Below are 25571 nucleotides of genomic sequence, written 5' to 3'. Positions count from 1 at the left end.
GCGTGCCCACGACCTACAACCTCGCCACGCTCCTCGAGGACAGCGCCAGGAAGTACCCCGAGCGCGAGGCCATCGTGTTCCCGGCCACCGGGCGACGAATGACCTACGCCGAGGTCGACGCGGTCGCCAACATGGTGGCCAACTTCCTCGTGGGCAAGGGGATCCAGCCCGGCGACAAGGTCGCGCTCAGCTGCCCCAACCTGCCCTACTTCTCGCTCGTCTACTGGGGCATCCTCAAGGCCGGCGCGACGGTCGTCCCGCTCAACGTCCTGCTCAAGGCGCGCGAGGTCGCCTACCACCTCGGCGACTCCGACGCGAAGGCCTACTTCTGCTTCGAGGGCACCGCCGAGCTGCCGATCGGGCAGGAAGGGTACGCCGGCTTCCAGCAGTCCGACGGCTGCGAGACCTTCGTCGTCATCACCGCCGCGCTCGACGGCGAGTCGCCGTTCGAGGGCGTGCCGACCTTCGGCCAGGCGCTCGGCGGCACGCAGCCGACGTTCGACACCGTCGAGACCGACGAGGACGACACCGCGGTGATCCTCTACACCTCGGGCACGACCGGGCAGCCGAAGGGTGCCGAGCTGCGGCACCGCAACATGCGCGACAACGCGCTGTTCAGCGAGGCGGTCTTCGGCTGCGACCCCGAGAAGCCCGAGCGCTACCTGTGCGTGCTCCCCCTGTTCCACTCCTTCGGCCAGACCGTGATCCAGAACGGCGCCGCGTCGACCGGCAGCACCGTCGTGATGCTGCCCCGCTTCGAGGCCCGGCCGGCGCTCGAGCTGATGCAGAGCGAGCGGATCACGTTCTTCGCCGGGGTCCCGACGATGTACTGGGGCCTGCTCGGCGCGCTGAAGGAGGCCCAGTCGTCGTCGGAGAGCTCCGTCGACGTGGCCGAGATCAGGAAGAACCTCCGGGTCGCCGCGGCCGGCGGCGCGGCGCTGCCCGTCGAGGTGCACAAGGAGTTCGAGAAGCGGTTCGGCGTCACGATCCGCGAGGGCTACGGGCTCTCCGAGACCTCGCCCGTCGCGAGCTTCTCGCCCGAGGGCGACGACATCCGGGTCGGCTCGATCGGCATCCCCGCGCCCGGCGTCGAGATGAAGCTGATCCAGCCCGACAGCTGGGACGAGGTCGAGTGGTCGGAGGACGCGATCGGCGAGATCGCGATCAAGGGCCACAACATCATGAAGGGCTACTACGGCCGGCCGGACGCGACCGACGACGCGATCCGCGACGGCTGGTTCCGCAGCGGCGACCTCGGCCGGCGCGACGCCGACGGCTGGTACTACATCGTCGACCGGTCCAAGGACATGATCATCCGCGGCGGCTACAACGTGTACCCGCGCGAGGTCGAGGAGGTCCTCATGACCCACCCCGACGTCTCGCTCGCGGCGGTCATCGGCGTGCCCCACGAGAGCCACGGCGAGGAGATCAAGGCGTTCGTGATCCGCGAGGACGGCGCCACGGTCACCGAGGACGAGCTGGTCGCGTGGGCCAAGGAGCAGATGGCGGCGTACAAGTACCCGCGCATCGTCGAGTTCGTGCCCAGCCTGCCGATGACGGCGACCGGCAAGATCCTCAAGCGCGAGCTGTCGTGACCCTGCGCCGCGCGGTCGGGCTGTCCCTCGCCGGGTTGATGGTGCTGGTCGGCGCGGTCTGGTTCGGCCAGGGCAACGGCTGGATCGGCGGGAGCTCCATGACCGACGACGGCTTCTGGGCCTACGCAGGCGCGGTCACCGCCGGCCTCGGTGTCGCCCTCGCGTACGTCGTCGTGCAGTCCGCGCGCCGGTCGAAGGGCGACGCCGGCGCGCTCGACGACCGCTACGGCAGGCGCTGACCGGGCGATCTCCGTGAGGCCTAGTCGAAGGGGTTGGGCAGTGCACCGGGCAGCTGGGCCAGCAGCTCGCGGGCCGCGCCGAGCGACTTGTGCTCGACGAGCACCTCGTACTTGGTCGCCACCACGGCCGTGACCGAGGAGAAGTCGCGCTGGCCGCGGGTCATCGCGTAGCCGACGAGCGCCCAGATGACGCCGAACGCCGCACCGAACAGCATGGTCGCGAGCACGGTCGCGAGGAAGCTGCTGCCGTCGCTGAACAGCGACAGCACGACCCCGACGAACACGCCGAGCCAGACGCCCGAGAGCAGGCCGCCGAGGGCGACCCGGCCGGTGGTGAGCCGACCGGTGATGCGCTCGATCCGCTTGAGGTCGGTGCCGACGATCATGCACTGCTCGACCGGGAACTTGTTGTCCGAGAGGAAGTCGACGGCCTTCTGCGCCGCGGCGTAGTCGTCGTAGACGGCCAGCGACTGCGGGAAGTCCAGCCCGAGCGGCGACGCGCCGGCCCGGCCGGCGGAGGGGGTGCCCATGCTCATGACCACAGTCTGCCCGACTCGTAGGATGATGGCCGTGCCCAAGGTCGTCGTCGACGTGATGCCCAAGCCGGAGATCCTCGACCCCCAGGGCAAGGCGGTGCTCGGCGCTCTGCCCCGGCTCGGCTTCTCCGGCGTCACCGACGTCCGGCAGGGCAAGCGCTTCGAGCTCGAGCTCTCGGGCGAGGTCACCGAGGAGGTGCTCGACCAGGTGCGCCAGATGGCCGAGACGCTGCTCTCCAACCCGGTGATCGAGAACTTCGAGCTCAGGGTGGAGCAGGACGCGTGAAGGTCGGCGTCGTCAGCTTCCCGGGCTCGCTCGACGACGTCGACGCGCAGCGCGCGGTCCGCATCGGCGGTCACGAGGCGGTGGCGGTGTGGCACGGCGACCACGACCTGCGCGGCGTCGACGCGGTCGTGCTGCCGGGCGGGTTCTCCTACGGCGACTACCTGCGCTGCGGCGCGATCTCGCGCTTCTCGCCGGTGATGACCGAGGTCGTCGAGGCGGCCGGGCGCGGCCTGCCGGTGCTCGGCATCTGCAACGGCTTCCAGATCCTGTGCGAGTCGCACCTCCTCCCGGGCGCGCTGATCCGCAACGACCACCGCAAGTTCGTGTGCCGCGACCAGCGGCTGCGCATCGAGAACAACCGCACCGCGTGGACCTCGTCGTACGCCGAGGGTGCGGAGGTGACGATCGCGCTCAAGAACGGCGAGGGCGGGTTCGTCGCCGACGCCGACACCCTCGAGCGGATCGAGGGCGAGGGGCAGGTCGTCGCGCGCTACCTCGAGGTCAACCCCAACGGCTCGATGCGCGACATCGCCGGCATCACCAACGAGCGCGGCAACGTGGTCGGGCTGATGCCGCACCCCGAGCACGCCGTCGAGGAGCTCACCGGCGTCGGCACCGACGGCCTCGGCTTCTTCACCTCGCTGGCCGCGGCGACGTTCGCCCGGGCCTGACCCCTCAGCGGTTGCCGGACTGGAGCGCCGCCCACGAGGCGGGGCCGACGACACCGTTCTCGGCGATGCCGTTCTTGCCCTGCCACGACGTCACCGCCGCCTGGGTGGCGGCGTCGTAGCTGCCGGTGATCGAGAGCTTGTAGCCCGCCGAGGCGGCGTTGAGCGCACGCTGCACGCGCCGCACGTCCTCGCCGGACGACCCCAGGTTGAGCACGGGCGTCGGGCCGGCGCTGAGCAGGGTCATCCACGCCGTGCGCGAGAACATCGCGGTGCGTCGGAGGCCGACCTTGCGCTGCCACTTCTTGACGGACTTGGTCAGCCGCCCGGTCCAGGCGCCCTTGGTCCGGCCGCGGAAGACGCCCTGCCCCTTGAGGAGGCACTTGAGCGCGCTCACCTGGGCGGGGTTCGGGGTGTGCCGGCGCGACGGGGACTCGAGCCGCGGGTAGTCCGCGAGGTCGACCGGCGTGCCGTGGCAGCGCCCGCCCGGAGCCGGCGGCGGGGTCGCCGTGGTGCCGAGGTCGAGGTAGTTGCGGTCGATGTTGATCGTCACGCCGCCCCACGTCTCGTTGTGCCCGCCCTGGAACTGCTTCATTCGGCGGCCCGGCACCCAGCCGTCGGCGCGGATGTAGCTCGTCGAGGTGTTGGCCTTGCCGTCCCAGCGGGCGATCCAGATCTGGTCGGGGAGCGTGAACGCCCCGGGGCGCTCGACACGGGCGTCGTCCAGCGACTTGATGCCCGAGCCCGCGCTCGAGTAGACGCCGGAGACGTAGCCGAGCGCGTGCAGCTGCTGGGTCCACGCGCTGAGGAACCACAGCGAGGACTCGCGGCAGCCGGTGTTGTTGACGTTGTAGCCCTCGAGGTCGTACCACAGCGTGCTGCCCGGCACGATCCCGAGCGCCTGTGCCGCGGCGACCGCGGTCGTGGCCTCGGTGGTGCCCTGGCGGAACGCCTTGGCGTAGCGGCCCTGGCTGTTGAGCTTGCCGCTGATCACCGGGTCGTTGCCGTAGCGCGGGAAGCCCGGGTGGCAGTTGGCCTGCGGGCCGAGCGTGATCGGCAGCAGTCGCCAGCCCTTGGCGAGCTGGGTGCTGATCCAGGTGGGGGTGAGGTTGGGTTGGTCGCGGCAGCCGCGCGAGGCGCCCGAGATGTAGATGCCGACGGCGCGGTACGGCGAGGCCCGGAGCCAGGCGTCCATCGCCGACTGCGACGGCGCGTGGCACTGGTCGAAGCCGAGCCCGGTGTAGCTGCCGGGCGTGACCGGGTTGGTGAAGATCTGCCGCGCGACCCCTCCTCCGACAGGGTCGTCCGCCCTCGCGGGGGTCGCCAGGCCGGCGACCGTGACGGCCGTGGCGGTGGCGACCACCGCGAGGGTGGACAGCAGCCTGGACAGCAGGGTGGAGAGCGGGGCGCGCGCGGCGGCGCGGATCGACCGGTGGCGGGGCATCTGGTGGCTCCAGGGGGAAGTCGGGGGCCGGGTGCCACAGCACCGTAGGTCACTCCAGTCACACCCGTCACCGAGTTGCCGCTAACTACACATCTGTAATTCGTTCCGCGCCGCTGCGGCCCCCTGGATCACGCCGCGACGGGCTCCTCGACCGGGTCCGCGAACCCGTCCTCGACGAGCACGGGATCGGGTAGCGGGCGGCGTCGGGCGAGGCCGATGACGCCCGCGACGCCGGCCAGCGCGGCCATCGTCGCCGAGGTGAGGAACGCCGCCCGCGCGCCGGGCAGGAACTCGCCGGGCACCGAGCCGGCGGCGTACACGCTCACGATTACGGCGAGCCCGACCGCACCCCCGAGCTGCTGGAAGGTCTGCAGCAGCCCGGACGCCGCGCCGGCGTGCTCGGGCTCCACACCGCCGAGCACGATCGAGGTGACCGGCATGAACAGCAGGCCGGCCGAGACGCCGTTGAGCAGCATCGGGCCGAAGACGCCGCTGGCGTAGCCGTCGGCCGCGCTCAGCGTGCTGAGCCAGGCGAAGCTCGCCGCCAGGCCGATCGCGCCGGTGACGATCATCGGCAGCGGGCCGACGACGGCCATGATGCGCGGGGTCATCCGCGACATCCCGAAGATGCCCAGCGTGAGCGGCAGGAACGCGAGTCCGGAGGACATCGGCCCGAAGCCGAGCTCGCCCTCGATGAACTGCACGGCGAGGAAGAACATCGACAGCTGGCCGCCGACCACGAGGCCGATCGCGGCGAGCCCGCCGATCCGGCTCCGGCTCCTGAGCAGCGCGGGCCGCAGCAGCGGGTGGGCGACCCGGCGCTCGGTGATGGCGAGCAGCGCGAGCAGCGCGGCGGCGCCGGCGAAGCCGAGCACGGTGCGCGCCGAGGCCCAACCGTGCTCGGGCACGCTGATCAAGGTCCAGACGAGCGTGACCGCACCACCGGTGGCGGTGAGGGCCCCGACCACGTCGAACCGGCCGGGACGCCTCGGGGTCTCGTCGACGTAGCGACGAGTCAGCGCCAGGATCGCAAGGCCGATGGGCACGTTGATGAACAGCGTCCAGCGCCACGAGCCGAGATCGGTGACGGCGCCGCCGAGCAGCAGGCCCAGCGACATGCCTCCGGACGACACGGCGCCGAAGAGCGCGAGCGCGCGCAGCCGCGCGGGCTCGTCGGGCGCGCTCGTGGTGAGCAGGGCGAGCACGCCGGGCGCGGCCAGCGCGGCGCCGACGCCCTGGAGGGCGCGGGCGGCCACCAGCCACTCGGGTGACTGGGCCAGCCCGCCGAGGAGGGAGGCGAGGGTGAAGACGGTGACGCCGCCGAGGAACAGGCGGCGCCGGCCGAACACGTCGCCGAGGCGGCCGCCGAGCAGCAGCAGGCCGCCGAAGGCCAGCGTGAACCCGCTCAGCACCCACGACAGGGAGGCGGGTCCGAAGCCGAGGTCGGCGTCGATCTTGGGCAGGGCGACGTTCACGACCGTCGCGTCGAGGATGAACATCAGCTGCGCGCTGAGCACGATGGCGATGCCCATCGCCGCGCGGCCGGCGTTCTCGGGGAGGGTGTCGGGCGCCGTGGGCGCCAGGGTGGAAGTCATGCGGGGAGGTCCTGTTCTGGCCGGAGCGGCCGGGGTACTCTTGATCCGGAGGATGGCTCCGCTTTCCTCCACCACGATACGGAGACACTCTCCGGTTAGCAAGGGAATTGGACGACGAATGCGCGCCGATGCCAAGCGCAACTACGACCGCCTCGTCGAGGCCGCTCGCGAGGTGTTCCGCGAGCAGGGCTACGACGCCTCGCTCGACGAGGTGGCCAAGCGCGCGGGCGTAGGCCCCGGCACGCTCTACCGCCACTTCCCCCACCGCGACGCCCTGCTCGACGCGATCATGCAGAGCTGGGTGCAGCGCGTCGACGAGGCCGTCGAGAAGACCCTCGCCTTCGAGGGGCCGCCGCGCGACCTGCTGCTCGGCTGGTTCCAGGAGTACGTCCAGCTGATCAGCCTGCACAAGGGCGGCCCCGCCAAGATCACGTCGGCGATGGGCGACCCGGAGTCGCCGATCTACCACAAGTGCCAGGTCCTGCGCGGGGCGCACGACCAGGTGATCGCCGCGCTGCGCGAGCGCAACGCCCTGCGCGAGGACGTCGAGACGCTGCAGGTCATCCGGCTCGTCGGCGGCGTCGCGACGGTGGCCGACCAGTCTGAGCTCGACCTCGCGGCTGTGCGGCCGCTGCTCGAGGTCGTGGCCGACGGCCTCATCAAGGCCTAGCGACTCTCGACCAGGCTTAGGCCGCCGAGTGCTGGGTAGGACCCAGCGCGTGGACCCCGAGGACGAGGCCCCGCGCTCTGCGGGCTGGCCCCAGCCGCACCCGTCACCGCCGCTGCCGCCGCCACGCGCGTACGGCGTCCCCGGCACGCCCGTCGACTGGCGGCCGTGGCTCTGGGCGGGGCTGGCCGCGGCGGCGGTGGCCGTGCTGGCGGTCGTGCTCGTGGTGCTCGTGCCCGGCGACGACGGAGGCGATGACGGGGGCGCCCGGCAGGTGGGCGGCGAGCCGACCTCGACGCCCACTCCCACGCCCACTCCCACGCCCACTCCCACGACGAGTGCGGCCGGTTCGACCGCGCCCGCGCCGCCCGCGCCGTACCGCTGCTGGGACGGCACGCCGGCCCAGGCACTGGACGACTGCACGTCGCCGACGGGTGTCGACGGGCTGCGGTGGGTCTTCCCCGCGATGGCCGACGAGAGGTGCGGCGAGCCGAGCAAGGACGTGGGCGACGGCGCGGTGCTCCGGGTGCTCTGCCGGCACGTGCTGGCCGACGGCACGACGATCGGCGTCGGCTACTTCCAGTGGACCTCGGTCGAGGCCGGCCGCGACTTCTACGGCGCCCAGGGCCTCGCCTCCTCGGAGCTGAAGGACCCCGGCGGGCGGCCGGTGGCCGTCGGCTACTTCGGCGTCCAGGGCGAGACGGTGAAGTCCGCGAACCTGTTCGTCGACGAGCCGTTGAGCTCCACGATCACGTTCCCGGCGAGCATCACGCCCGACGAGCAGGACGTGCAGGACCTCGCGCCGCGCCCCTACGACCAGCTGCGGGGCGCACCGACGGACTAGCAGGGCCTGGGTCAGCCCTGGGTGGGCGGCTGGGTTGGCGGCGGTTGGGTCGGCGGCGGCTGGGTCGGCCACTGCTGCGGGTGGGGCGGCCCGGGGTGCGCGCCGGGCGGTGGCACCGCACGCTCGGGCAGCAGCGGGCCGTACGTGCGCCGGACCGGTGCCGGGATGGTGAGCGCGCAGATGGCCAGGGCCGGGAGCGTGAACAGCAGCGCGGTGGTCGCCGGGCCGAGGAAGACGGTGAAGTCGTCGCCGCTCCTGCCCACGGCGACCAGCACGATGCCGACGACCGGCACCGCGCACGCGAGGCTCACCACCGCGAGCCGGTTGAGGGTCGCGCCGCTGAGCAGGGCGACGACCACGCCCGAGGCAACGGCGACGACCAGCCACAGCACGATGTCGGCGATCGCGGTGCCGGGGTAGGTGTCGGCGGCGATCAGGTCCAGCACGATGCTGATCGCGACGAGCACCGAGCCAGCCGCGACGAGGCCGAAGGCCAGCCGGGCGGTGTGGAGCCACCCGGTGACCGGGTGCGCCGGGCGCGCCATGCGCAGGCTCGGACGTGAGACCGCGAGGGCCCCGGCCGCGGAGAGGATGAAGGCGCCGCCGAACGGCGAGTCCCAGCGCTCGACGAGGCCGAACCCGGAGTAGGCGTTGAAGACGCCGTCACCCGCGTCGCCGGTGAGCAGCGCCACGGCCGCGGCGGTGAGACCGGCGGTGCCCACGACGAGGACACCGGAGAAGTGCCGGGTGACGGCCTCGCGCGCGCTCCAGCCGTAGACCACGAGCACCAGCAGCAGCGGCGCCACGAGGAGCGACATGAGCTGGGCCGGCTCGTCGAGCAGGAAGCCCTCGCCGGTGAGGTCGCGGAGCACGAACGCCGCGAACTGGGCGACGCTCACCACGACCGCAGCCACGACGACCGTGCACGTCACCGCCCACCAGCGGGGGTCGTCGCGCAGCGCGACGTCCTCGTCGGCGGCGCGCGGCTGCGCGGCGAGGAGTGCGCCTGCCAGCGCGAGCGCGACCCCCGGCCCGAGACCACCGTCGATGAAGTCGGTCGCGTGCACCAGGTCGTTGACGATCGCCGCGACCACGCACACGAGCAGCGGGGCGTTGGCGGCGAGCTTCAGCAGCTGGGCCTGGTCGCGACCGAGGCCGGGCACGACCCGCGACGCGGCGACGTAGGGGATCGCGAGCGAGGCCACGGCGACGAGCGCGCTGAGGATGACCCACCAGTGGTCGGTGCCGTCGCCGTCGACGTCCCAGGGCTTGCCGAGCGTCGCGAACAGGCAGACCGCGGCGGCCGCGTCGCGGACGTAGTCGCCCACGGGCACCCCGGCGAACGGGTTGACCACGGGAGCCCGCGGCGCGGCAGGCCGTGGTGCCGGAGGCGCGGGGACCTGCGGGCCCGGCCGCCAGTCCGGCGGGGTCGGTGCCGCCGGTGGCGGCGTCGCGGGCATGGGCGGGAGGACGGCGGTCTGCTCCGCGACGGGCGGGTCCGCGACGGGCGGCTCCTGGGCGGGGGTGTCGGGGGCGTCGGCGTCGGGGAAGCGCTGACCGCACGAGGTGCAGAACGAACCGCCCTCGCTCGGCGCTCCGCAGTACCCGCAGAACCTGGCCATGCGTGATCTCCCCGTCCCCTGTCCGACACCGGCTGGCGCAAGTTATCACCGGGTCGGGACCGGTGCTCGCATACATTGGCGCCCTCAACCGGCTCCACCGCACCTTTCAGAGGCCCTCCGTGAACGACGCCCACAGCTCCGCCTGTCCCCGCTGCGGCCACCACGACGTGGCCGGTACGCGCTTCTGCACCGCGTGCGGCAGCGCCCGGGTCGTCGAGGCCTCGCCCCCGCCCGCGGCTCCTGCAGCGTGCCCGCGGTGCCGCGCCGCGGTGCGTCCCGGCCTCGCCTTCTGCACCGAGTGCGGTCTCGCGCTCGCCGCTGCCGGCCCGCAGGCCGCCGGCCCGCCCGCCTGTGCCGGCTGCGGGCAACAGCTGGCTCCCGGCCTCCGGTTCTGCACCAGCTGCGGGACGCCGGTCTCCTCCGCCGCGCCCGCGGCGTACGCACCGCCGAGCTCCCCGCCCCCCACGGCGTACGCGCCGGCGGCGCCGTCCGCCCCACGGCAAGGTCGGTCGTGGCCGTGGGTGCTGGTCGCGGTCGTGCTGCTCGCGGGGGTCGCCGGCGGCGGCTACGTCCTGCTCACCCGCGACGACGACGATCCCTCCCAGGTCGCGAGCGACGACGGCCTCAGTGCCGGCGACTCGGCCGACGACGCGCGGCCGTCGGAGGACACGGTGGACGACCCGGCCGACGACCCCGCGGAGGAGCCCGACGCCACGGAACCGACCGCAGCCGCGACGACCGCGGCGCCCCCGGCGGCGTCGGTCACCTGCTGGGACGGGGCGCTCGCCCCGAACGTCGGCGCGTGCTCCCGGCCCCAGGGGCCGGCCGGCCTCGCCTACGTGTTCCCGTCGATGGCCGACCAGGGGTGCGAGACCGCCGGCGGCTCGGCCCCCGGCCGCAAGATCCTGATGAAGTGCACGGCCTACCTGTCCGACGGCACCGAGGTCACGATCAACTACTCCCAGTGGGCCTCGGTGTCGGCCGCGACCGACCACTACGTGGGCAAGGGCCTGATCGCGACGCTGGCCGCCAACGGCATCAAGACCTTCACGGGCTACACCAGCACCGGGGTGCTCAACAACGCCTGGATCTACGAGAAGGAGCCCTACAGTGCGTCGGTCTACGCCCCCAACCGGGCGGCCATGACCGAGGCGCTGGCCACGGTGGTCGTCGGCCGGCTCGCCACCGAGGTCCGCGGCGGCGCCAGCTGAGCGAGCACGGCGCCGGACCGGCTGCCGCGAGCGCGGCTCGCCACCTCGCGACGGTCCTCTGGTTCGCCACGGGAATGCTGTGGGTGGCGCAGGCGAGCGTCCCGTGGACCCGGCGCGGCGCCTTCTCGTCGTCCTCGATGCTCGACGGTGCGCGCCTGCTGAGGTCCGGGCTGGTCGCCGACGCCGCGCCCCGGTGGACGTCCCTCGTGCTCGTGGTGGTGCCGGCGCTCGGGGTCCTCGTCGGTGCCACGGCGGGGCTGCGCGGCAGGGCGATGTGGACGACGCGGCTGACCACCGTCGTGGCGGTGACCGTCGCGTTCGTGCTCTTCGTGCACAATGTCGCCGGCGCGGACCTCACGAGACTCGGACCTGGGGGCTGGTTGACCAGCGCGGGGATCGTCTCCGGCGCGCTGGGCCTGGCCTGGACGCGCGGACATGGGGACAAGCAGTGAGGGAGCGTCGGGGATGAGCGGGTTCTGCGGGCAGTGTGGTGCGCCGAAGGCGGCGCCGGACCAACGGTTCTGCCAGTCGTGCGGCGCCTCGATCAGCACCGCACCGCAGGCCGTCACCTCGGCGCCCGCCGCGGTCGACTACGTCGACTACGCGGTGCCCGCGCCGGTGGCGCCGCGGCAGCGCGGCGCGTCGGTCGGCCGGATCCTGGGCACGGGGGCGGCGGTGCTCGCCCTGGCCGCCGGCGGCTTCGTCGCCTGGCAGGTCCTGGGCTCGTCCGGGGGCGCGGACTCCCCCGAGGACGCCGTGCGGCAGTTCGTCACGGCGGCCGCCGAGCAGGACGTCGTCGCGGCGCTCGACGTGGTCAACCCGGGTGAGGTCGAGGGCCTGGACAGCCTCTACGAGGCCGCCCGCGACCGCGCGGAGGCGGAGGGTCTGGTCGGGGACGGCGACCTCGTCGACGCGCTCGACGTCACGATCGACGGCCTCGAGCTCGACGTCGACGAGCAGGGCGACTACTCGGCGTTCGTCACGGTGCGCAACGGCGACTACACGGTGACCTACGACCCCGGCAAGCTCGCCGACCGGCTCGACTTCGTCCGCGACGAGTTCCCGGACACCAAGGAGTGGCACGGCGACCTCGTCGGGCTCCTGGACGACGCCGACCTCGAACGCTTCGGGGTGAGCACCATCAAGGTCGACGGCGCGTGGTACGTCAGCGCGATCGGGACCGCCCTCGACAGCGGGCTCCGCGAGGCCAGCGCGTCCAGCGACCGCAGCTACGTCCCGGCCGCGTCCGACTACGACGCGATCGGTGCGGACCTCGAGCCCGTCGTCGGCAAGGACCCGGAAGAGGTGCTCGACAACCTCGCCGACGCGTTCTTCGACCAGGACCTCGACCAGATCCTGGCCAACTTCCCCGCCGACCAGGTGCGCGCGCTGCGCCCGTACGTCGACGTGGCCGAGGACCTGCTCGCCGACGAAGGGGTGTCGTTCGACGGCGGCATCACGGGGCTCGACCTCGAGACCGAGGACCTGTCCGGCGACCTGGTCAAGGTCGTCATCGACGACGGCTCGGGGTCGGTGTCGCTGACCGACGAGTACGGCACCAGCTCCGCGGAGGGGACCGTCGACGGACGGTGCTTCGAGGGCACGACGTACGAGTCCTCCGAGGACTACGAGGACTACGACGAGGGCCGGGTCTGCATCGACGGGGAGATCGTCGACTACACCGGCGTCGACGAGGTCTACGTCGTGATGCGCAAGGTCGACGGTGGCTACCAGCTCGACCCGCTGGCGACGGCCATCGAGTACGCCACCAGGGCCGTCGAGGCGGTCCCGTCGTCGGCGATCGACGAGGCGCTCGGTGAGCTCTGCTACGAGGTCCAGGACTACGACGAGACGGGGTGCCCCTGATGCGCGGCTCCCCCTCCACGCGGGATGGCTGACCGGTCCCGGACCGCCGCGCGCGGCCTGCTGGGTGGTCTGCTGCTCGCGTCGTCCGTCCTGTGGGCGGCCACCGGAGCGGCGCCCGCGTCCACCGGGGTGGAGCGTCCGGCACCGGCGGCCGACTCCATGTGTGCCGAGGTCATCGTCTACGTCGTCCGCGGCTCGGGCGAGAGCCCCCAGCCCGGCCCGGCGACCAACGGGGACACCTGGGACGCGTTCGACCCGATCGACCCGGAGACCGGCGGGTCCAGCATCGACGCGGACCGCGTCCTCGACGTCGACGAGTCGGGCAAGCCGACGGTCGACACGAAGACCCCCTTCCTCTACGACCTGGTCCAGAAGGTCCACGAGCGCGTCGGCGGGCAGCTGCGGCTGAGCTGGTCGCCCGTGAAGTACCGGGCCGTCCCCGTGAGCAAGTTCGACGCGGGGTTCGCGCTGTGGCTCGTGCACGGCTACCCCGCGTCGGTGACCTCCGGCATCCGCGAGCTGCACCGGACGCTGAAGCGGCAGTGGGAGCTGTGCGGCGACCGCACGCGCTACGTCCTGGCCGGCTACTCGCAGGGCGCGGACGTGGTCAACTCCTACCTGCGCGGCAAGATCGTGACCAGCTCGTCGACGTTCGGCATCGCGACCGTGCACGAGTACCTCGGACCGTCGGAGGACGTCCGGCGGCAGATCGCGTCCGTGGCGCTGATCGCCGACCCCAACCACGACCCGCGCGACCCGGAGTCCTACAGCGACGAGGACGGGCGGCTCGCCCAGGAGGGCGGGCTCTACGGCATCCGCGCCGGCGTCCCCCGGGACATCGCAGGCGTGACCGACTCGCTCTGCCTGGCGGGCGACTCGGTCTGCGGCCGGGGCGTGCGGGTCCCCGACAGCACGGGCAACAAGATCCACTCGGTCGGCTACCGCGACTTCGTCCGCCACCCGGTCGAGTGCCACCTCGCCGACGAGCCTGACGACGACGTCTCCGCCACGACCTGCCTCGCGGACCGGATCGTCGAGCGGCTCGGCGTGCGCAACCTGGTGCGCCATCCCCTCGACGAGGCCGACAGCGCGCCGGGCTCCTCGGGGCGCGACGTCGCGTTCTTCATCGACACGACGGGGTCGATGCAGGACGACATCGACGCGGCGCTCTCCTTCGCGGCCAACCAGGCCGACCGCATCGTCGCGCTCGACGGCCGGGTGGCGCTCGTCCAATACCGCGACGCGGAGGACGACACCCCGGCGGAGGTCGTCACGCCGTTCACGACCGACATGGGCGAGTTCCAGAGCGGCCTGTCGACGTTGCTCGCGGACGGGGGAGGCGACGACCCGGAGGGCCTGCTGCACGCCCTCATGGTCGGGTTCGACGAGCTCGACTGGCAGTACGGCGCGACGAAGGCCGCGGTGGTCCTGACCGACGCCGACTTCCACGAGCCCGACCTCACCGGAGGTGAGACCCTCCCGCAGGTCGAGCGGCGGTCGCTCGAGATCGACCCCGTCAACGTCTTCCCGGTCGTGGGCGGCGACGTCGGCCGCTACGACGACCTCGCCGCCCGCACCTCGGGCGAGGTCATCTCCAACGACGGCGGCGACACCGAGCTGGCGCTGGGGCTGGCCCTGGACAACATCGCCGGCCGGCCGATCGCGGTGCTCAGCAACGGGACCTACCACGCCTCACCCGGGCGCGAGGTGCACTTCGACGCCTCCGGGTCCACGGCGTCGTCCAGCCTGATCGAGGAGTACCGCTGGGACCTCGACGGAGACGGGTTCACCGACGAGGTCACCTCGGAGCCGACCCTGAACCACGCCTACCCCGCGGGCTACTCCGGGCTCATGCAGGTCTTCGTGGTCGACGGCCTCGGACGCAGCGCGAACGCCTCGGCGGCCGTCCTGGTCGACGACGAGGCGCCGGTGACGGTCGCTCCCGTCGTCCCGACGGCGACCCGGATGGACGCCGGTGCCCGTCGCGACGACGACCACGTCGTGCTGGACGTCTCGTGGAGCCCGGGTGCCGAGGACCCCGAGCGCTGGGTGGTCGCCCTCGACGGTGACCCGGTCGTCACGGCGAGCGGGGGCGCCCACCACGCCACCGTGCCCGTCGACGAGCAGGAGGCGCCGTGGACGGTCTCGCTCGTGCCGATGGACGCGGACGGCAACTACGGGGCGTCCTTCGAGGCCGAGCTGGGTCCGGTCACCGCGGGCCGGCCGTGGTACCGGCGCCCCGAGGTGTGGGTCGCGGCCGCGCTGGCCGGCGTGCTGGGCGCGCTCGGCCCGTGGCTCCTGCTGAGACGCAGGCGGCGGGCGGCATGACCATGTTCTGCGGCCAGTGCGGCGCCCCCACGACACCCGGCGCGAGTTTCTGCAAGGAGTGCGGAGCGCCGGTCGTCCGTCCGGAGCCGGCTCCGGTGGCGACCACCACCCGCCGACCGCTCGGCGGGGTCCTGGTCGTGGTGGCGGCCCTGGTCGCCGCGCTGGTGGCCGGCTGGGCCGTCCACCTCGTGCCGGACGGTCCCTCCGAGTCCCGTGCCGCCGGTACGCCGCAGGCCGCCGGGGCGTTCGGCGCGGACGGTGCGGAGACCGTGGCCGCCGACGGCTCGACCGGTGCGGACGCCGAGGCGCTCACGGCGTTCCGCACCGCCTGCGGCAAGCTGCTCGACATCGTGCCGACGGCCGCCGTCTCGACCGAGACGGCCGTCCAGGTCACGCTCGAGGTGCGCCCCGTCTGCCCGGAGGGGGAGCGGATCGCCTCCAGCCGGTTCCGCGTCGTGCTGCGGAGCACGGGGGCCGGCGACGGCTCCGCCGGCGCGGTGATCGCGGACGGCACCTTCGACCTCTCCGGCGACGCGCTGCTCGTGCCGGGCTTCGGTGACCCCGGCTCGCACCTGGTCGCCGACTTCGGCACCGGCACGGCGTTCCTGGCCCCCGACTCGCTGGCCGCCGACATCGCCGACGGCGTCGTGCTGGTCGAGTGCGAGGCGGTCGACGGCCAGCCGTCGACCCCCGCCGAGGACGTGTCCGACGAGTCGACGACGGCCGTCGCCGCGAGCGTCAGCGAGGATGCCGCCGACACCGAGTCGAGCGCGCTCTCCGTGCTGGAGCGACAGGCCGCTCTCGACGACCCCCGCGTGTCCGCGCTCGAGGGCGCGTGGGTCGCCCAGCTCTCGTCGAAGACCGACGGGACCTACGACGCGCACGACGGTCGCACGTACTCGCTCGCCGACATCTACCAGCAGTTCCTGTCGCTGCGCCTGCTCTACCCCAACGTGCTGCTGCTCAACAGCAGCGACTGGGAGGCGTACACGCTGGACGGCTACTGGGTCGTGATCGCGGGCGTCCCCTACTCCAGGCCCGGCGAGCCCAACCGCTGGTGCACCGAGCGGGGCATCGCGGCGTCGCAGTGCTTCGCCAAGAAGCTGGTGCGCGACGGGGCGCCGACAGGGACGACGAAGCACCGATGACGAGGAGAGACGCGGTGGAGCTGGTGGACATGGTGGACAGGACCGGATCGAGGAGCGCGTGGCCGTCGCGGCCCGTGACGACCGGGGGCGGGTCGTGATCGCCGCCGGACGCTTCTGCGGCTGGTGCGGTGCGCCGGTCCCTCCCGGCGCGGCCTTCTGCACCTCCTGCGGGCGGGCCGTCGCTCCCCCCGCGCCGCAGGCTGCTGCTCCAGCGCCGCAGGCGGCTCCCGCGCCGCAGCCTGCTCCCGTGAGCGCGCCCGCGGCCGGCAGCGGCCGTCGCTGGGTCGTGGTCGGCGCCGTGCTCGCGGTGCTCGTCGTCGTGGGCGCCGTACTGGCGGCCGTCACGCTGCTCGGTGGCACCGACGGCGACCTGGCCGAGGGTGGCCACCTCGCCAAGGCGGTCACCTCGGAACCGGAGGAGGCCTGGACGTTCGACACCGACGGGGAGTACGCCCAGGTCTCGGCCGCGGGCGACGTCACGGTGGTGAGCGTGGGCGACTCCGGCGAGGTCGTCGCGCTGGACGAGCACGGCGAGGAGCTCTGGACCGCCGACGACGCCGACTACGGCTGGGCCTACGTGCTGCCCGGCGACGACGACCTGGTCGTCGTGCAGGGCCAGGAGGGCTACGGCTTCGGCGTGCTCACGACCGACGACGGCGACGAGCTCTGGTACGAGGACAGCGGCGGCAGCGTCATGGGCCTCGTCGACGGCCGGCTCGTCGTCAGCTCCTACGACGACGGCGACTCGACCAGCGAGATCGAGGTGCGCGACCCGAGGTCCGGCGACGAGGAGTGGTCGGTGAGCCGGGTCGGCAGCAGCCAGGTGACGAAGGACGCGATCTACGTCATCAGGAGCGGTGACCTCGTCCGGCTCGACCCGGGCTCGGGGGACGAGAAGTGGTCGGTCGACCTCGGCCTGGGCGGCGACGACTACTCCTCCCTCACCGTCGTCGACGGCCTGGCGGTGGTCTCGACCGACGAGGTGCACGCCTACTCCACCGAGGACGGCGAGGAGCTGTGGAGCGAGGACGCGAGCAGCTCGGACGCCTCCCTCACCGTCGGGGCCTTCTCGTCGGACTCGGTCTACGTCGACGAGTCCCTCTACACCGACGACGAGAACGAGGAGACGGTCCGGGTCTTCGACGAGGACGGCGAGGTCGGCGAGCTCGACATCGACGAGGACGAGTCGTTCTACGGGCAGGGTCTCCGGTCGGGAGGCGAGGACTTCTTCCTCAGCTTCGCCGACGGCACCCTCTACGACGACAGCCTCGACCGGGTCGCGAGCTACGACGGCCAGCTCCAGGTCGCCGACTCGGGTCTCTACAGCCTGGACGGCGACGAGCTGCTCTTCTACGAGTACGGCGAGAGGTCGGAGTCGTGGGCGGTCGACGTGGACGATGCCGAGGAGGCGACCGTCTTCGCCGGTGACCACGTCGTCTTCATCCTGGCCGACGGGACGCTCACCGCGTATCGCTGAGGTCGGCGCGCTGTTCCGGGCAGCGGGCCGTCGAGGGCGGGCGCCGGACCGTCGGTAGATTGTGGGCGTGCCCGCTTCCGCCACCACCGGACCGGACACCGGTCTCGACAGCGTCGCCGTCGCCGCCGAGGACCCGCAGCGCGAGCAGCCGTGGGCCGACCTCGGGCTCAAGGCGGACGAGTACGCCCGCATCCGCGAGATCCTCGGCCGCCGGCCGACCAGCTCCGAGCTCGCGATGTACAGCGTGATGTGGAGCGAGCACTGCTCCTACAAGAGCTCGAAGGTGCACCTCAAGCAGTTCTCGGAGATCCCCCAGGAGACACCGGTCGGCGCGATGCTGGCCGGCATCGGGGAGAACGCCGGCGTGATCGACATCGGTCAGGGCTACGCCGTCACGTTCAAGGTCGAGTCGCACAACCACCCGTCGTACGTCGAGCCCTACCAGGGCGCCGCCACGGGCGTCGGCGGCATCGTGCGCGACATCCTGGCGATGGGCGCGCGGCCGGTCGCGGTGATGGATCCGCTCCGGTTCGGCCCGCTCGAGGCCGACGACACCCACCGGGTGCTGCCCGGGATCGTGGCCGGTGTCGGGGGCTACGGCAACTGCCTCGGGCTGCCCAACATCGGCGGCGAGGCGGTCTTCGACGCGAGCTACCTCGGCAACCCGCTCGTCAACGCGCTCTGCGTCGGGGTCCTGCGGCACGAGGACCTCCACCTCGCCAAGGCGAGCGGCGTCGGCAACCGGGTGGTCCTCTACGGCGCCGCGACCGGTGGCGACGGCATCGGCGGCGTGAGCGTCCTGGCGAGCGAGACGTTCGAGGCTGCGTCCTCCGGGAAGGGTGGGCCCGCGAAGCGACCCAGCGTGCAGGTCGGCGACCCGTTCATGGAGAAGCTGCTCATCGAGTGCACGCTCGAGCTCTTCGCCGCGGGGCTGGTCAGCGGCATCCAGGACCTCGGCGGCGCCGGCCTCTCGTGCGCCACGTCCGAGCTCGCGTCCGCGGGCGACGGCGGCATGCACGTCGACCTCGACCTGGTGCCGCTGCGCGACTCGACGCTCGCTCCGGAGGAGATCCTCATGAGCGAGTCGCAGGAGCGGATGATGGCCGTCGTCGCGCCCGCCGACGTCGACGCGTTCCTCGAGATCTGCGCCAAGTGGGAGGTCGACGCGACCGTCATCGGCGAGGTCACCGACACCGGCCGGCTCCACGTCGACTGGCATGGCGAGCGCGTGGTCGACGTGCCGCCGCGCAGCGTGGCGCACGACGGTCCGACGTACCAGCGCCCCTTCGCCCGGCCCGAGACCCAGGACGCCCTCCAGGCAGACCGCGCCGAGGCGCTGCCACGGCCCGCCACCGGCGAGGAGCTGCGCGAGACGCTGCTGCGGCTCGCGGGCAGCCCCAACCTCTGCGACAAGTCGTGGATCACCGACCAGTACGACCGCTACGTCCGCGGCAACACGGTGCTCGCCCAGCCCTCCGACAGTGGCATGGTCCGGGTCGACGAAGAGACCGGCCTCGGCGTCGCGGTGGCGACCGACTGCAACGGCCGCTTCGCCGCGCTCGACCCCTACGCGGGCGCGCAGCTCGCGCTCGCCGAGGCCTACCGCAACGTCGCCACCGGCGGTGCGACCCCGCTCGCGATCTCCGACTGCCTCAACTTCGGGTCGCCCGAGGACCCCGCCGTCATGTGGCAGTTCGCCGAGGCCTGCCGTGGCCTCAAGGACGCCTGCCTCGAGCTCGGCATCCCCGTTACCGGCGGCAACGTGAGCCTCTACAACCAGACCGGCGAGACCGCGATCCTCCCGACACCGGTCGTCGCGGTGCTCGGCGTGATCGACGACGTCTCACGGCGTACGCCGACGGGCTTCGTGGCCGCCGGCGAGACCGTGCTGCTGCTCGGCGAGACCCGCGAGGAGCTGTCGGGCTCGGAGTGGGCGCACGTCGTGCACAAGCACCTCGGCGGCCTGCCGCCCGCCGTCGACCTCGCCCGCGAGAAGGCGCTCGCCGAGCTGCTCCGCGAGGCCGGCGGACTCGGCTCGGGTCTGGTCACCTCGGCCCACGACCTCTCCGACGGCGGCCTCGCGCAGGCGCTGGTCGAGTCGGCGCTGCGTCGCGGCATCGGCGCGACCGTGACGCTCGAGGGCGACGCGTTCGTCGCGCTGTTCTCGGAGTCGGCCGGCCGAGTGCTCGTCACCGTGCCGTCGGACGACGCGGCTCGGCTCCGCGACCTGGCCGAGCGGCACGGCGTACCGGTCACCGAGCTCGGCACCACCGGCGGCGACGCGCTCGTGGTCGACGGCCAGCTCGACATCGACCTCGCCGTGCTGCGCGACACCTGGACGCGCACGCTTCCGGACGCGCTGGGCGCGTAGCTACTCGAGGGCGCGGGTGCCGTCGCGGGTGCGGAGGTAGAGGAGTCCGTGGGGGTCGCGCCAGAGGTAGGTGCCGGGTGGTCCGAGGGGCCAGTAGCGCCACCCGGCCAGGGTCTTGAGGCGGTGGTGGTGGCGGCACAGGGGTGCGAGGTTGCAGGGGCAGGTGGGACCGCCCTGGTTCGTAGGGGGTGATGTGGTCGCAGTCGCAGTGGCGGGCTGGTCGGGTGCAGTGGGGGTGGACGCAGGTGCGGTCGCGGCGGTGGACGGTCTCGCGGTCGCGGTCGGTGGGCGAGTAGCGCCACTGGAGTGCGTCGCTGTGGCCGGGGCGGTCGTCGCACCCGTTGTCGCGGCTGTTGTAGTGGTCGCGGTGGCGGACGGGTTTGATGATGAGCCGCACGTCGGGGCGGCCGGCCCATTGGCGGATGACTTGGTCGAGGTGGCTGCGCAGGTCGGCGTCGCTGATCACTGGGTCGAGGCCGAGCAGGTGCAGGTCGGTGAGCTCGAGGGTGGCCACGAGGTCGCGTCGTCGGGTGGGGGTGGGGTGGTGGTCGCCGTCGAGGAGGGCTTGGGCGCGGGCGGGGTCGGCGAGGATGCCGAGGGCGATCGAGCGGCGTACGTCGAGGGAGTCGTGCTGGTGCTCAGGCAGCTGCGCGAGCACCGCCGCGACGGCGGACAGGGTCTCGTCGAAGGGTGCGAGGTCGGCCCAGTCGGCGCGGGCGTCCATGGCGGCGATGCCGGTGTGGTTGAGCGTCGCGGGGTCGATGGTGACGTGGCGGGCGTCGAGGGCCTCGAGCTGCTCGAGCTCGCGCTGCTCGGCGTGCAGGTGGACCATGGCCTGGTCGATGAGCCGGTCGAGGACGACCGGCCCGATCGCCCGTGACTGCGTGATCCGCGCGAGGAGTTGTTGGTCGATGTAGCCGCACACGTCGGCGGGCTGGCCGAGCACGGCCTGGGCGGCGCGTCGGGCGATCCGGGCGGTGACCTGGCCGGCGCGGACCGCGGCCCAGAACCCGGGCAGCCGGTGTGCGAGCACGAGCGCGTCGCGCAGCACGGCCTTGCCGCCGGTGGTGGTCATGGCGTTGGCGGCGGCGAAGGCGGCCGGGGCGTCCCAGCGCAGGGCGGGGCAGCCCGATCCACTCCCGTTCCTCCTCGTCCATCAGGTGGGTGGTGTCCTCCAGCCACGACGGTGCCTCGGCCGGCTCCCACGGCTCCTGCCCGGGCAGTGCGGGGTTGGCTGCGGCCCAGGCCAGCGCGAGCTCGAGGATCGAAACCTCGGCGGCCTCGGCCGTGCGGCGCGCCTCCCGCACCTGCGCCAGCAGGTCGCGCGGCAGGGGCGCGGTGTCGGGGAGGCGGTCGGCCGTCTGGGTCATCGTGCGGCCAGTCTAGTCGAACACATGTTCGAACGCAAGATCAATTTGAAGCGACGGCTGTCATGTCTCAGGACATCGGTGACAGTTCTGGATCAGGACATCGGTGACGGTTGGGGTCGAGGGAGCGGAACAGGGTCTGGTGGAACCGTTCGTTCTTGCTCTGGGTGGTCGGCTTCTACTGCTCACCGGTAATCGCCTCGACGCCCGAGCCGGAGACGTGTTCGACGAGTGGCCCAAGAACCCGCGCCGCGACGGGTTCAGCGCGATCCCGTTATTGGAGAGCAGCCGCTGCGGCACCCCGTGGCCGGCGATGGCCTTGTCGTGCACGCTGATCGGTCCGTGGTCCAATCCGGAGGACTCCAGCGCCGCGCGTACCTGCAAGGCTTTGCTCTTGACCTCCTCGCTCAGCCGGGAGGGGCGCGACCTCGGAAGCCTCGACCTCCGCTCGAGCACCGCCGCCGGCCCTCGGCCATCGCGCGCTTGCGCAGCTCGTAGAACGACGTGCGCGAGAGATGCCCTGCTCGGCGCAGAACGTCGAGACCGCCCCACGAGGGGCGTCCTCGCGCCACTGCGCGATCGCGAGACGGACACGGGGGTCGATGGGTTCACAGGCAGCCACCGCCTGACCCCGACGGCCGAAGTGTCACCACTACGACCACCAGAAGTGTCACCGATGTCCTGATGGAGAACCGTCACCGAAGTCCCGCGACATGACACCTTCCATCCGCTCGAAGGTGCCCGACCACCTCCTCGAAAGGGTCGACCTGACCGATTCCGCTGACGCTGACCCCGCCAGATTGTTGAATTACGCCGCCGTCCCACGTGTCGGCGCGAAGGCCACCTACCTGAGGAGACAAGCCATGGCCAAGGCCGGTGGGTCGGTCAGCACGGGCGGAGCCACACGGCTCGTCTACGTGATCGGCTTCCTGAAGTGGATAGCCCTGGCTGTGATCGCACTGGGCGTGCTCGGTGCGACTGCCCTGTCGCTCGCGGGCGGTGACGGCTCGCTCGGTCCCGCCCTCTCGCTGCTGGTGCTCGTCTACGGCGCGGTCGCGGCGCTGGCGGTGTACGTGGCGATGGGGTGGTTGCAACAGACGCTCCTCATGCTCATCGGCATCGCCAAGAACACCGCGAAGGACGACTTCTTGAGCCGCCTCTGACTCATCGCGATGTGACCCGGGTGACGCCCTCACTCCGGCGAAGCCAGGACGGACGGGCCGTTCGGAGCTGACCCCGGGCTGCTTTGCGACGAGGGCTTCAGGTCATACGTCGAACTCGTCCGCCAGCTCGGGGGGCGCTACGGCAAGCCATGCGCTGACCAGCAGCTCCCGGAGGTCTCGGGGGTCGACGGCTCCGAGCTCGACGAGCACGGCCGGGTAGCTGGCGAAGTGCGGGATCGTGAAGACCCCACCGATGCCGGCGGCCAGGACGCCTTCCTTCTCGTGCAGGTCGGCCGTGTTGACCGCGAGGATCGGGTCGGCCGGCGGCGTCTCTTCGCCGAACCGCTTGAGGTCGGCCTTGCTGAACGGCCGCAGCCACGCGATGCCCTTGCTCCTCACCGCCCAGGTCGCGTGCCCGTGGTGCTCGCCCTCGTCCACCTCGGGCAGGTCGCCCATGATGCGGGCGAGATCCTGGAGCGTCGCCATCCACGGAGGGTAGCGAGTGGACCGTCCCCAGCTAGCGTGCGAACCATGCCCGACGACCTGGAGATCACCGACGGCTGGGTGATCCCGGCGGCGGAGCTCTCGGAGCGGTTCTCGCGGTCGTCGGGGCCTGGCGGACAGGGCGTCAACACCACCGACTCGCGGGTCGAGCTGTCGGTCGACCTCGCCCGGGCCGAGGCGGTGCCCGCGCGGCTGAGGAGCAGGGTGCTCGACCGGTTGGCGAGCCGCCTCGTCGACGGCGTGCTGACCGTGACGGCGAGCGAGCACCGCGCGCAGCTCGACAACCGGCGGGCGGCGCGCGAGCGGCTCGCGGAGGTGCTGCGCCGGGCGGCCGCGCCGCCGCCGCGCAAGCGCCGGCAGACGCGGCCGACGCGCGGCTCGCAGGAGCGGCGGCTGGCCGAGAAGAAGCGCCGCGGGGAGACCAAGCGCGGCCGCCAGGGCCGGTTCGAGCAGGGCCGGTCCGAGTGAGCGCTGGGCGTGAGACACAACCAACGGGGGAAGAGATCCGTCAACCCAGGTGAGCGCCGGCGGTCTCGGACCGGCGCCAGAGTGAAGGTGGAACCCATGTTGAGACACCTGCGACGCAACGCCGTCGCCTACCTTGCCCTCGTCGTCGCGCTCGGCACCGGCACGGCGTACGCCGCGGCGTCGATCCCGAACGGCTCGGTGACCGCGGCCAAGCTGCACGCCAACGCGGTCACGTCGACCAAGATCAAGAACGGCTCGATCAAGTCGAAGGACCTCAAGAAGCCGGTGTGGGCGCAGAGCAGCACCCTCGGCGCGGCGACGCCGCCGGCGCCGACGCCCGACGTCGTGAGCGTCGCGCCGTACGCCTTCACCCTTCCTCACGCGGGCCGCACCACGCTCACCGTCTTCATCCCGGCGCTCACCGCGAACTGCCCCGGCAGTGCGACGCCGTCGGTCGGCCTCTACATCGACACGCTCGCGATCAACGGCACCCGCACCAACGTGCCGGGCGCGGGCAACACCCGGCCGATCCAGCTCACCGCGACGCTGCCGCTCGCCGGCGGGTCCCACGCCGCCCAGGTCGGCATCACCTGTGCGGGCGGCACGCCGTCGCCGAGCTCGCCCGGCGCCGAGACCTGGACCGTGATCCTGACCGACTGATCCGACCCGCGGTGCGGCGATGATGAGCCGGTGACGAGCAGCGGCCCCGAGACGATCAGGTACGGCGACGACCCGAACCAGCTCGTCGAGCTCTCCGTGCCCGACGGCGACCCGCGCGGGGTGGTCGTCGTCGTGCACGGAGGGTTCTGGAAGGCGGCCTACGACCTCTCGCTGGGCCGGCCGCTGGCCGCCGACCTCGTCGCGCGCGGCTGGGCGGCGCTCACCATCGAGTACCGCCGCGTCGGCAACGGCGGCGGAGTCCCGCAGACCCTCGACGACGTCCGGGCCGCGATCGGCACCCTCGACACCAGCGGCCTCGACCTGACCAGGGTCGTCACGCTCGGCCACTCGGCCGGCGGCCACCTCGCCGCCTGGGCCGGGCACGCCGTCGACGCCGTGACCCACGTGGTCTCGCAGGCCGGCGTGCTCGACCTGGTGGCCGCGGACCGCGACGGGCTGGGCTCCGGCGCCGTCGTGCCGTTCCTCGGGCACCCGGCAGGACCCGGCGACGCGGACGTCGACCCGCGCCAGCACCTGCCGCTCGACGTACCCGTCTGGTGCGTGCACGGCACCGAGGACGACGTCGTGCCGGTGAGCCAGTCGCGCGACTACGTCGCCGCCGCGACCGACGCCGGCGCGCAGGCGGAGCTGGTCGAGCTGGCCGGCGACCACTTCGACGTCATCGACACCGGCCACGAGGCGTGGCGGCTGACGCTCGAGATCCTCGACGGCATCGGCTGACCGTCAGGGGATCGTCGCGCCGCTGGGTGCGTCGCTCGGCGGCAGGTTCGAGATCTTCTGCCAGATCTTGCGCGAGAGCCCGACGGTCAGGGTCTCGATCCGCGACACCGTCTCGAGCACGACGTTGTCGCGAGACTCCTCCGCGCACAGCGCCGCGGTCTTGCCGACCAGGCTGAGCATCTCGGAGCAGTAGTCGAGGTAGCGCTCGACCTCGTCGCGCGTCATGCCGAGCGGCTTGCTCGCGCTGCTCGGGGTGAAGCTCGGCTTGAGCTGCTCGGGGTCCTTGGTCAGCTGGTGCATGTCGATGATGTGCGCGGTCGACCGGAGCTGGTGGAGCAGCTTGAGCAGCTGCCCGCGCTGCACCCGCTCCGGGAACGACCACAGGAAGAACACCGCGATCCCCGCGAACACGATGTCGTTGATGGCGGTCTCGACGAGCGGAAGCAGGTCGACGAACGTGTCGAGCCCGTGCCGGACGACGTCGCGGCCCGCCATGACGAGTGCGAACGCCGTGCCGGCCAGCACCAGCACCATGACCACCCGCGAGGCGAGCCGCGCGACCCGGATGCGCTGGTGGGTGCGGCTCGAGCTGTCCTGCACCTCCTCCACGAGCAGCAGCAGGTCCCCGCAGACGGCCAGCAGGCCGCGCTGCGGGAACCGTGCCGCGATCCGGGTCTGGAGCGCCTGCACGGTCTCGCGCACCGCGGGCGCCTCGAGCGGCTCGTGCAGACCCTCGGTCACGCGCCGCAGCCTAGAGCGTCCAGCGGTCGA

General features: G+C 72.6%; 24 protein-coding genes and 1 pseudogene. 18 read left to right on the top strand and 7 right to left on the bottom strand.

Features of this window, described 5'->3' with window-relative positions; translation table 11 throughout:
• The first annotated feature begins 2 nt into the window (after positions 1-2).
• Complete coding sequence (locus G514_RS0118910; protein WP_028653020.1) at positions 3-1595, top strand: long-chain-fatty-acid--CoA ligase; 1593 nt, start codon at positions 3-5, stop codon at positions 1593-1595.
• A complete protein-coding gene (locus G514_RS27795) occupies positions 1592-1834 on the top strand; it encodes a hypothetical protein (protein WP_036565542.1) in 243 nt (80 codons plus the stop codon). Before G514_RS0118910 ends, G514_RS27795 begins: the two co-directional genes overlap by 4 nt.
• Positions 1835-1854: 20 nt before the next feature.
• Here the strand turns inward: G514_RS27795 and G514_RS0118900 are convergent, their stop codons facing one another.
• Positions 1855-2370: a YflT domain-containing protein gene (locus G514_RS0118900; protein ID WP_028653019.1), complete on the bottom strand. Its 516-nt coding sequence runs from the start codon at positions 2368-2370 to the stop codon at positions 1855-1857.
• A gap of 34 nt (positions 2371-2404) precedes the next feature.
• Between G514_RS0118900 and purS the strand changes: the two genes are divergently transcribed.
• Both purS and purQ read left to right on the top strand, forming a co-directional pair.
• Positions 2405-2656, top strand: coding sequence for a phosphoribosylformylglycinamidine synthase subunit PurS (gene purS, locus G514_RS0118895; RefSeq protein ID WP_028653018.1), 252 nt, complete (start codon positions 2405-2407; stop codon positions 2654-2656).
• On the top strand, positions 2653-3327 hold the full coding sequence (purQ, locus tag G514_RS0118890; protein ID WP_028653017.1) for a phosphoribosylformylglycinamidine synthase subunit PurQ: 675 nt from the start codon (positions 2653-2655) through the stop codon (positions 3325-3327). Before purS ends, purQ begins: the two co-directional genes overlap by 4 nt.
• 4 nt (positions 3328-3331) lie before the next feature.
• Here the strand turns inward: purQ and G514_RS27790 are convergent, their stop codons facing one another.
• Positions 3332-4768, bottom strand: a complete 1437-nt coding sequence (locus G514_RS27790) for a glycoside hydrolase domain-containing protein (protein ID WP_051247785.1) — start codon at positions 4766-4768, stop codon at positions 3332-3334.
• A gap of 128 nt (positions 4769-4896) precedes the next feature.
• Positions 4897-6363, bottom strand: a complete 1467-nt coding sequence (locus tag G514_RS27785) for an MFS transporter (protein WP_036565541.1) — start codon at positions 6361-6363, stop codon at positions 4897-4899.
• 118 nt (positions 6364-6481) lie between these two features.
• Between G514_RS27785 and G514_RS0118875 the strand changes: the two genes are divergently transcribed.
• Positions 6482-7033: a TetR/AcrR family transcriptional regulator gene (locus G514_RS0118875; protein WP_028653016.1), complete on the top strand. Its 552-nt coding sequence runs from the start codon at positions 6482-6484 to the stop codon at positions 7031-7033.
• 49 nt (positions 7034-7082) lie between these two features.
• A complete protein-coding gene (locus tag G514_RS0118870; RefSeq protein ID WP_028653015.1) occupies positions 7083-7874 on the top strand; it encodes a hypothetical protein in 792 nt (263 codons plus the stop codon).
• Between the two features lie 11 nt (positions 7875-7885).
• Here the strand turns inward: G514_RS0118870 and G514_RS0118865 are convergent, their stop codons facing one another.
• Positions 7886-9496, bottom strand: a complete 1611-nt coding sequence (locus tag G514_RS0118865) for a DUF7937 domain-containing protein (RefSeq protein ID WP_028653014.1) — start codon at positions 9494-9496, stop codon at positions 7886-7888.
• Between the two features lie 119 nt (positions 9497-9615).
• Between G514_RS0118865 and G514_RS29995 the strand changes: the two genes are divergently transcribed.
• The 8 genes and pseudogenes from G514_RS29995 (at position 9616) to purL (ending at position 19897) form a co-directional block, all read left to right on the top strand.
• Positions 9616-10707: a double zinc ribbon domain-containing protein gene (locus G514_RS29995; protein ID WP_169576506.1), complete on the top strand. Its 1092-nt coding sequence runs from the start codon at positions 9616-9618 to the stop codon at positions 10705-10707.
• A gap of 83 nt (positions 10708-10790) precedes the next feature.
• Positions 10791-11159, top strand: coding sequence for a hypothetical protein (locus G514_RS0118850; protein WP_157545018.1), 369 nt, complete (start codon positions 10791-10793; stop codon positions 11157-11159).
• Between the two features lie 13 nt (positions 11160-11172).
• Positions 11173-12573, top strand: coding sequence for a zinc ribbon domain-containing protein (locus tag G514_RS30485; RefSeq protein WP_028653010.1), 1401 nt, complete (start codon positions 11173-11175; stop codon positions 12571-12573).
• Between the two features lie 24 nt (positions 12574-12597).
• A complete protein-coding gene (locus tag G514_RS0118840) occupies positions 12598-14901 on the top strand; it encodes a cutinase family protein (RefSeq protein ID WP_028653009.1) in 2304 nt (767 codons plus the stop codon).
• A 95-nt stretch (positions 14902-14996) separates the two neighbouring features.
• Positions 14997-16049, top strand: coding sequence for a hypothetical protein (locus G514_RS0118835; protein WP_028653008.1), 1053 nt, complete (start codon positions 14997-14999; stop codon positions 16047-16049).
• A 58-nt stretch (positions 16050-16107) separates the two neighbouring features.
• Positions 16108-16221 (top strand): annotated as a pseudogene (locus G514_RS31385) (zinc-ribbon domain-containing protein); the annotation flags it as partial.
• 75 nt (positions 16222-16296) lie between these two features.
• Positions 16297-17526 (top strand): outer membrane protein assembly factor BamB family protein, encoded by a 1230-nt coding sequence (locus G514_RS0118825; protein ID WP_157545016.1) that lies wholly within the window; start codon positions 16297-16299, stop codon positions 17524-17526.
• A 67-nt stretch (positions 17527-17593) separates the two neighbouring features.
• The gene (gene purL / locus G514_RS27780) at positions 17594-19897 is read left to right on the top strand and encodes a phosphoribosylformylglycinamidine synthase subunit PurL (protein WP_036565621.1); all 2304 of its coding nucleotides are present in this window, start codon (positions 17594-17596) and stop codon (positions 19895-19897) included.
• On the opposite strand, the gene G514_RS30480 is transcribed toward purL, so the two are convergent.
• Complete coding sequence (locus tag G514_RS30480; protein WP_157545014.1) at positions 19779-20972, bottom strand: hypothetical protein; 1194 nt, start codon at positions 20970-20972, stop codon at positions 19779-19781. The genes purL and G514_RS30480 overlap by 119 nt on opposite strands.
• Before the next feature lie 1005 nt (positions 20973-21977).
• Between G514_RS30480 and G514_RS0118810 the strand changes: the two genes are divergently transcribed.
• A complete protein-coding gene (locus G514_RS0118810; protein WP_157545012.1) occupies positions 21978-22427 on the top strand; it encodes a hypothetical protein in 450 nt (149 codons plus the stop codon).
• Between the two features lie 102 nt (positions 22428-22529).
• Here the strand turns inward: G514_RS0118810 and G514_RS0118805 are convergent, their stop codons facing one another.
• The gene (locus G514_RS0118805) at positions 22530-22913 is read right to left on the bottom strand and encodes an MmcQ/YjbR family DNA-binding protein (RefSeq protein WP_028653004.1); all 384 of its coding nucleotides are present in this window, start codon (positions 22911-22913) and stop codon (positions 22530-22532) included.
• A gap of 45 nt (positions 22914-22958) precedes the next feature.
• On the opposite strand from G514_RS0118805, the gene arfB reads away from it, so the two are divergent.
• The 3 genes from arfB (at position 22959) to G514_RS27775 (ending at position 24800) form a co-directional block, all read left to right on the top strand.
• A complete protein-coding gene (arfB, locus tag G514_RS0118800; protein WP_028653003.1) occupies positions 22959-23399 on the top strand; it encodes an alternative ribosome rescue aminoacyl-tRNA hydrolase ArfB in 441 nt (146 codons plus the stop codon).
• Positions 23400-23495: 96 nt separating this feature from the next.
• Positions 23496-24059: a hypothetical protein gene (locus tag G514_RS0118795; RefSeq protein ID WP_028653002.1), complete on the top strand. Its 564-nt coding sequence runs from the start codon at positions 23496-23498 to the stop codon at positions 24057-24059.
• 30 nt (positions 24060-24089) lie between these two features.
• Positions 24090-24800 carry an alpha/beta hydrolase family protein gene (locus tag G514_RS27775; RefSeq protein ID WP_036565539.1) on the top strand — a complete coding sequence of 237 codons (711 nt, stop codon included), beginning with the start codon at positions 24090-24092 and terminating at the stop codon, positions 24798-24800.
• 3 nt (positions 24801-24803) lie between these two features.
• Here G514_RS27775 and G514_RS0118785 read toward each other — a convergent pair whose 3' ends face one another.
• Positions 24804-25541, bottom strand: coding sequence for a hypothetical protein (locus G514_RS0118785; RefSeq protein ID WP_036565538.1), 738 nt, complete (start codon positions 25539-25541; stop codon positions 24804-24806).
• Positions 25542-25571 lie beyond the last annotated feature (30 nt).

Source organism: Nocardioides halotolerans DSM 19273 (assembly GCF_000422805.1).
In the GTDB taxonomy this organism is placed as follows: Bacteria; Actinomycetota; Actinomycetes; order Propionibacteriales; family Nocardioidaceae; genus Nocardioides; species Nocardioides halotolerans.
Note: the sequence above shows the minus strand (reverse complement) of the source record. Positions and strands in the feature narration are given on the sequence as shown.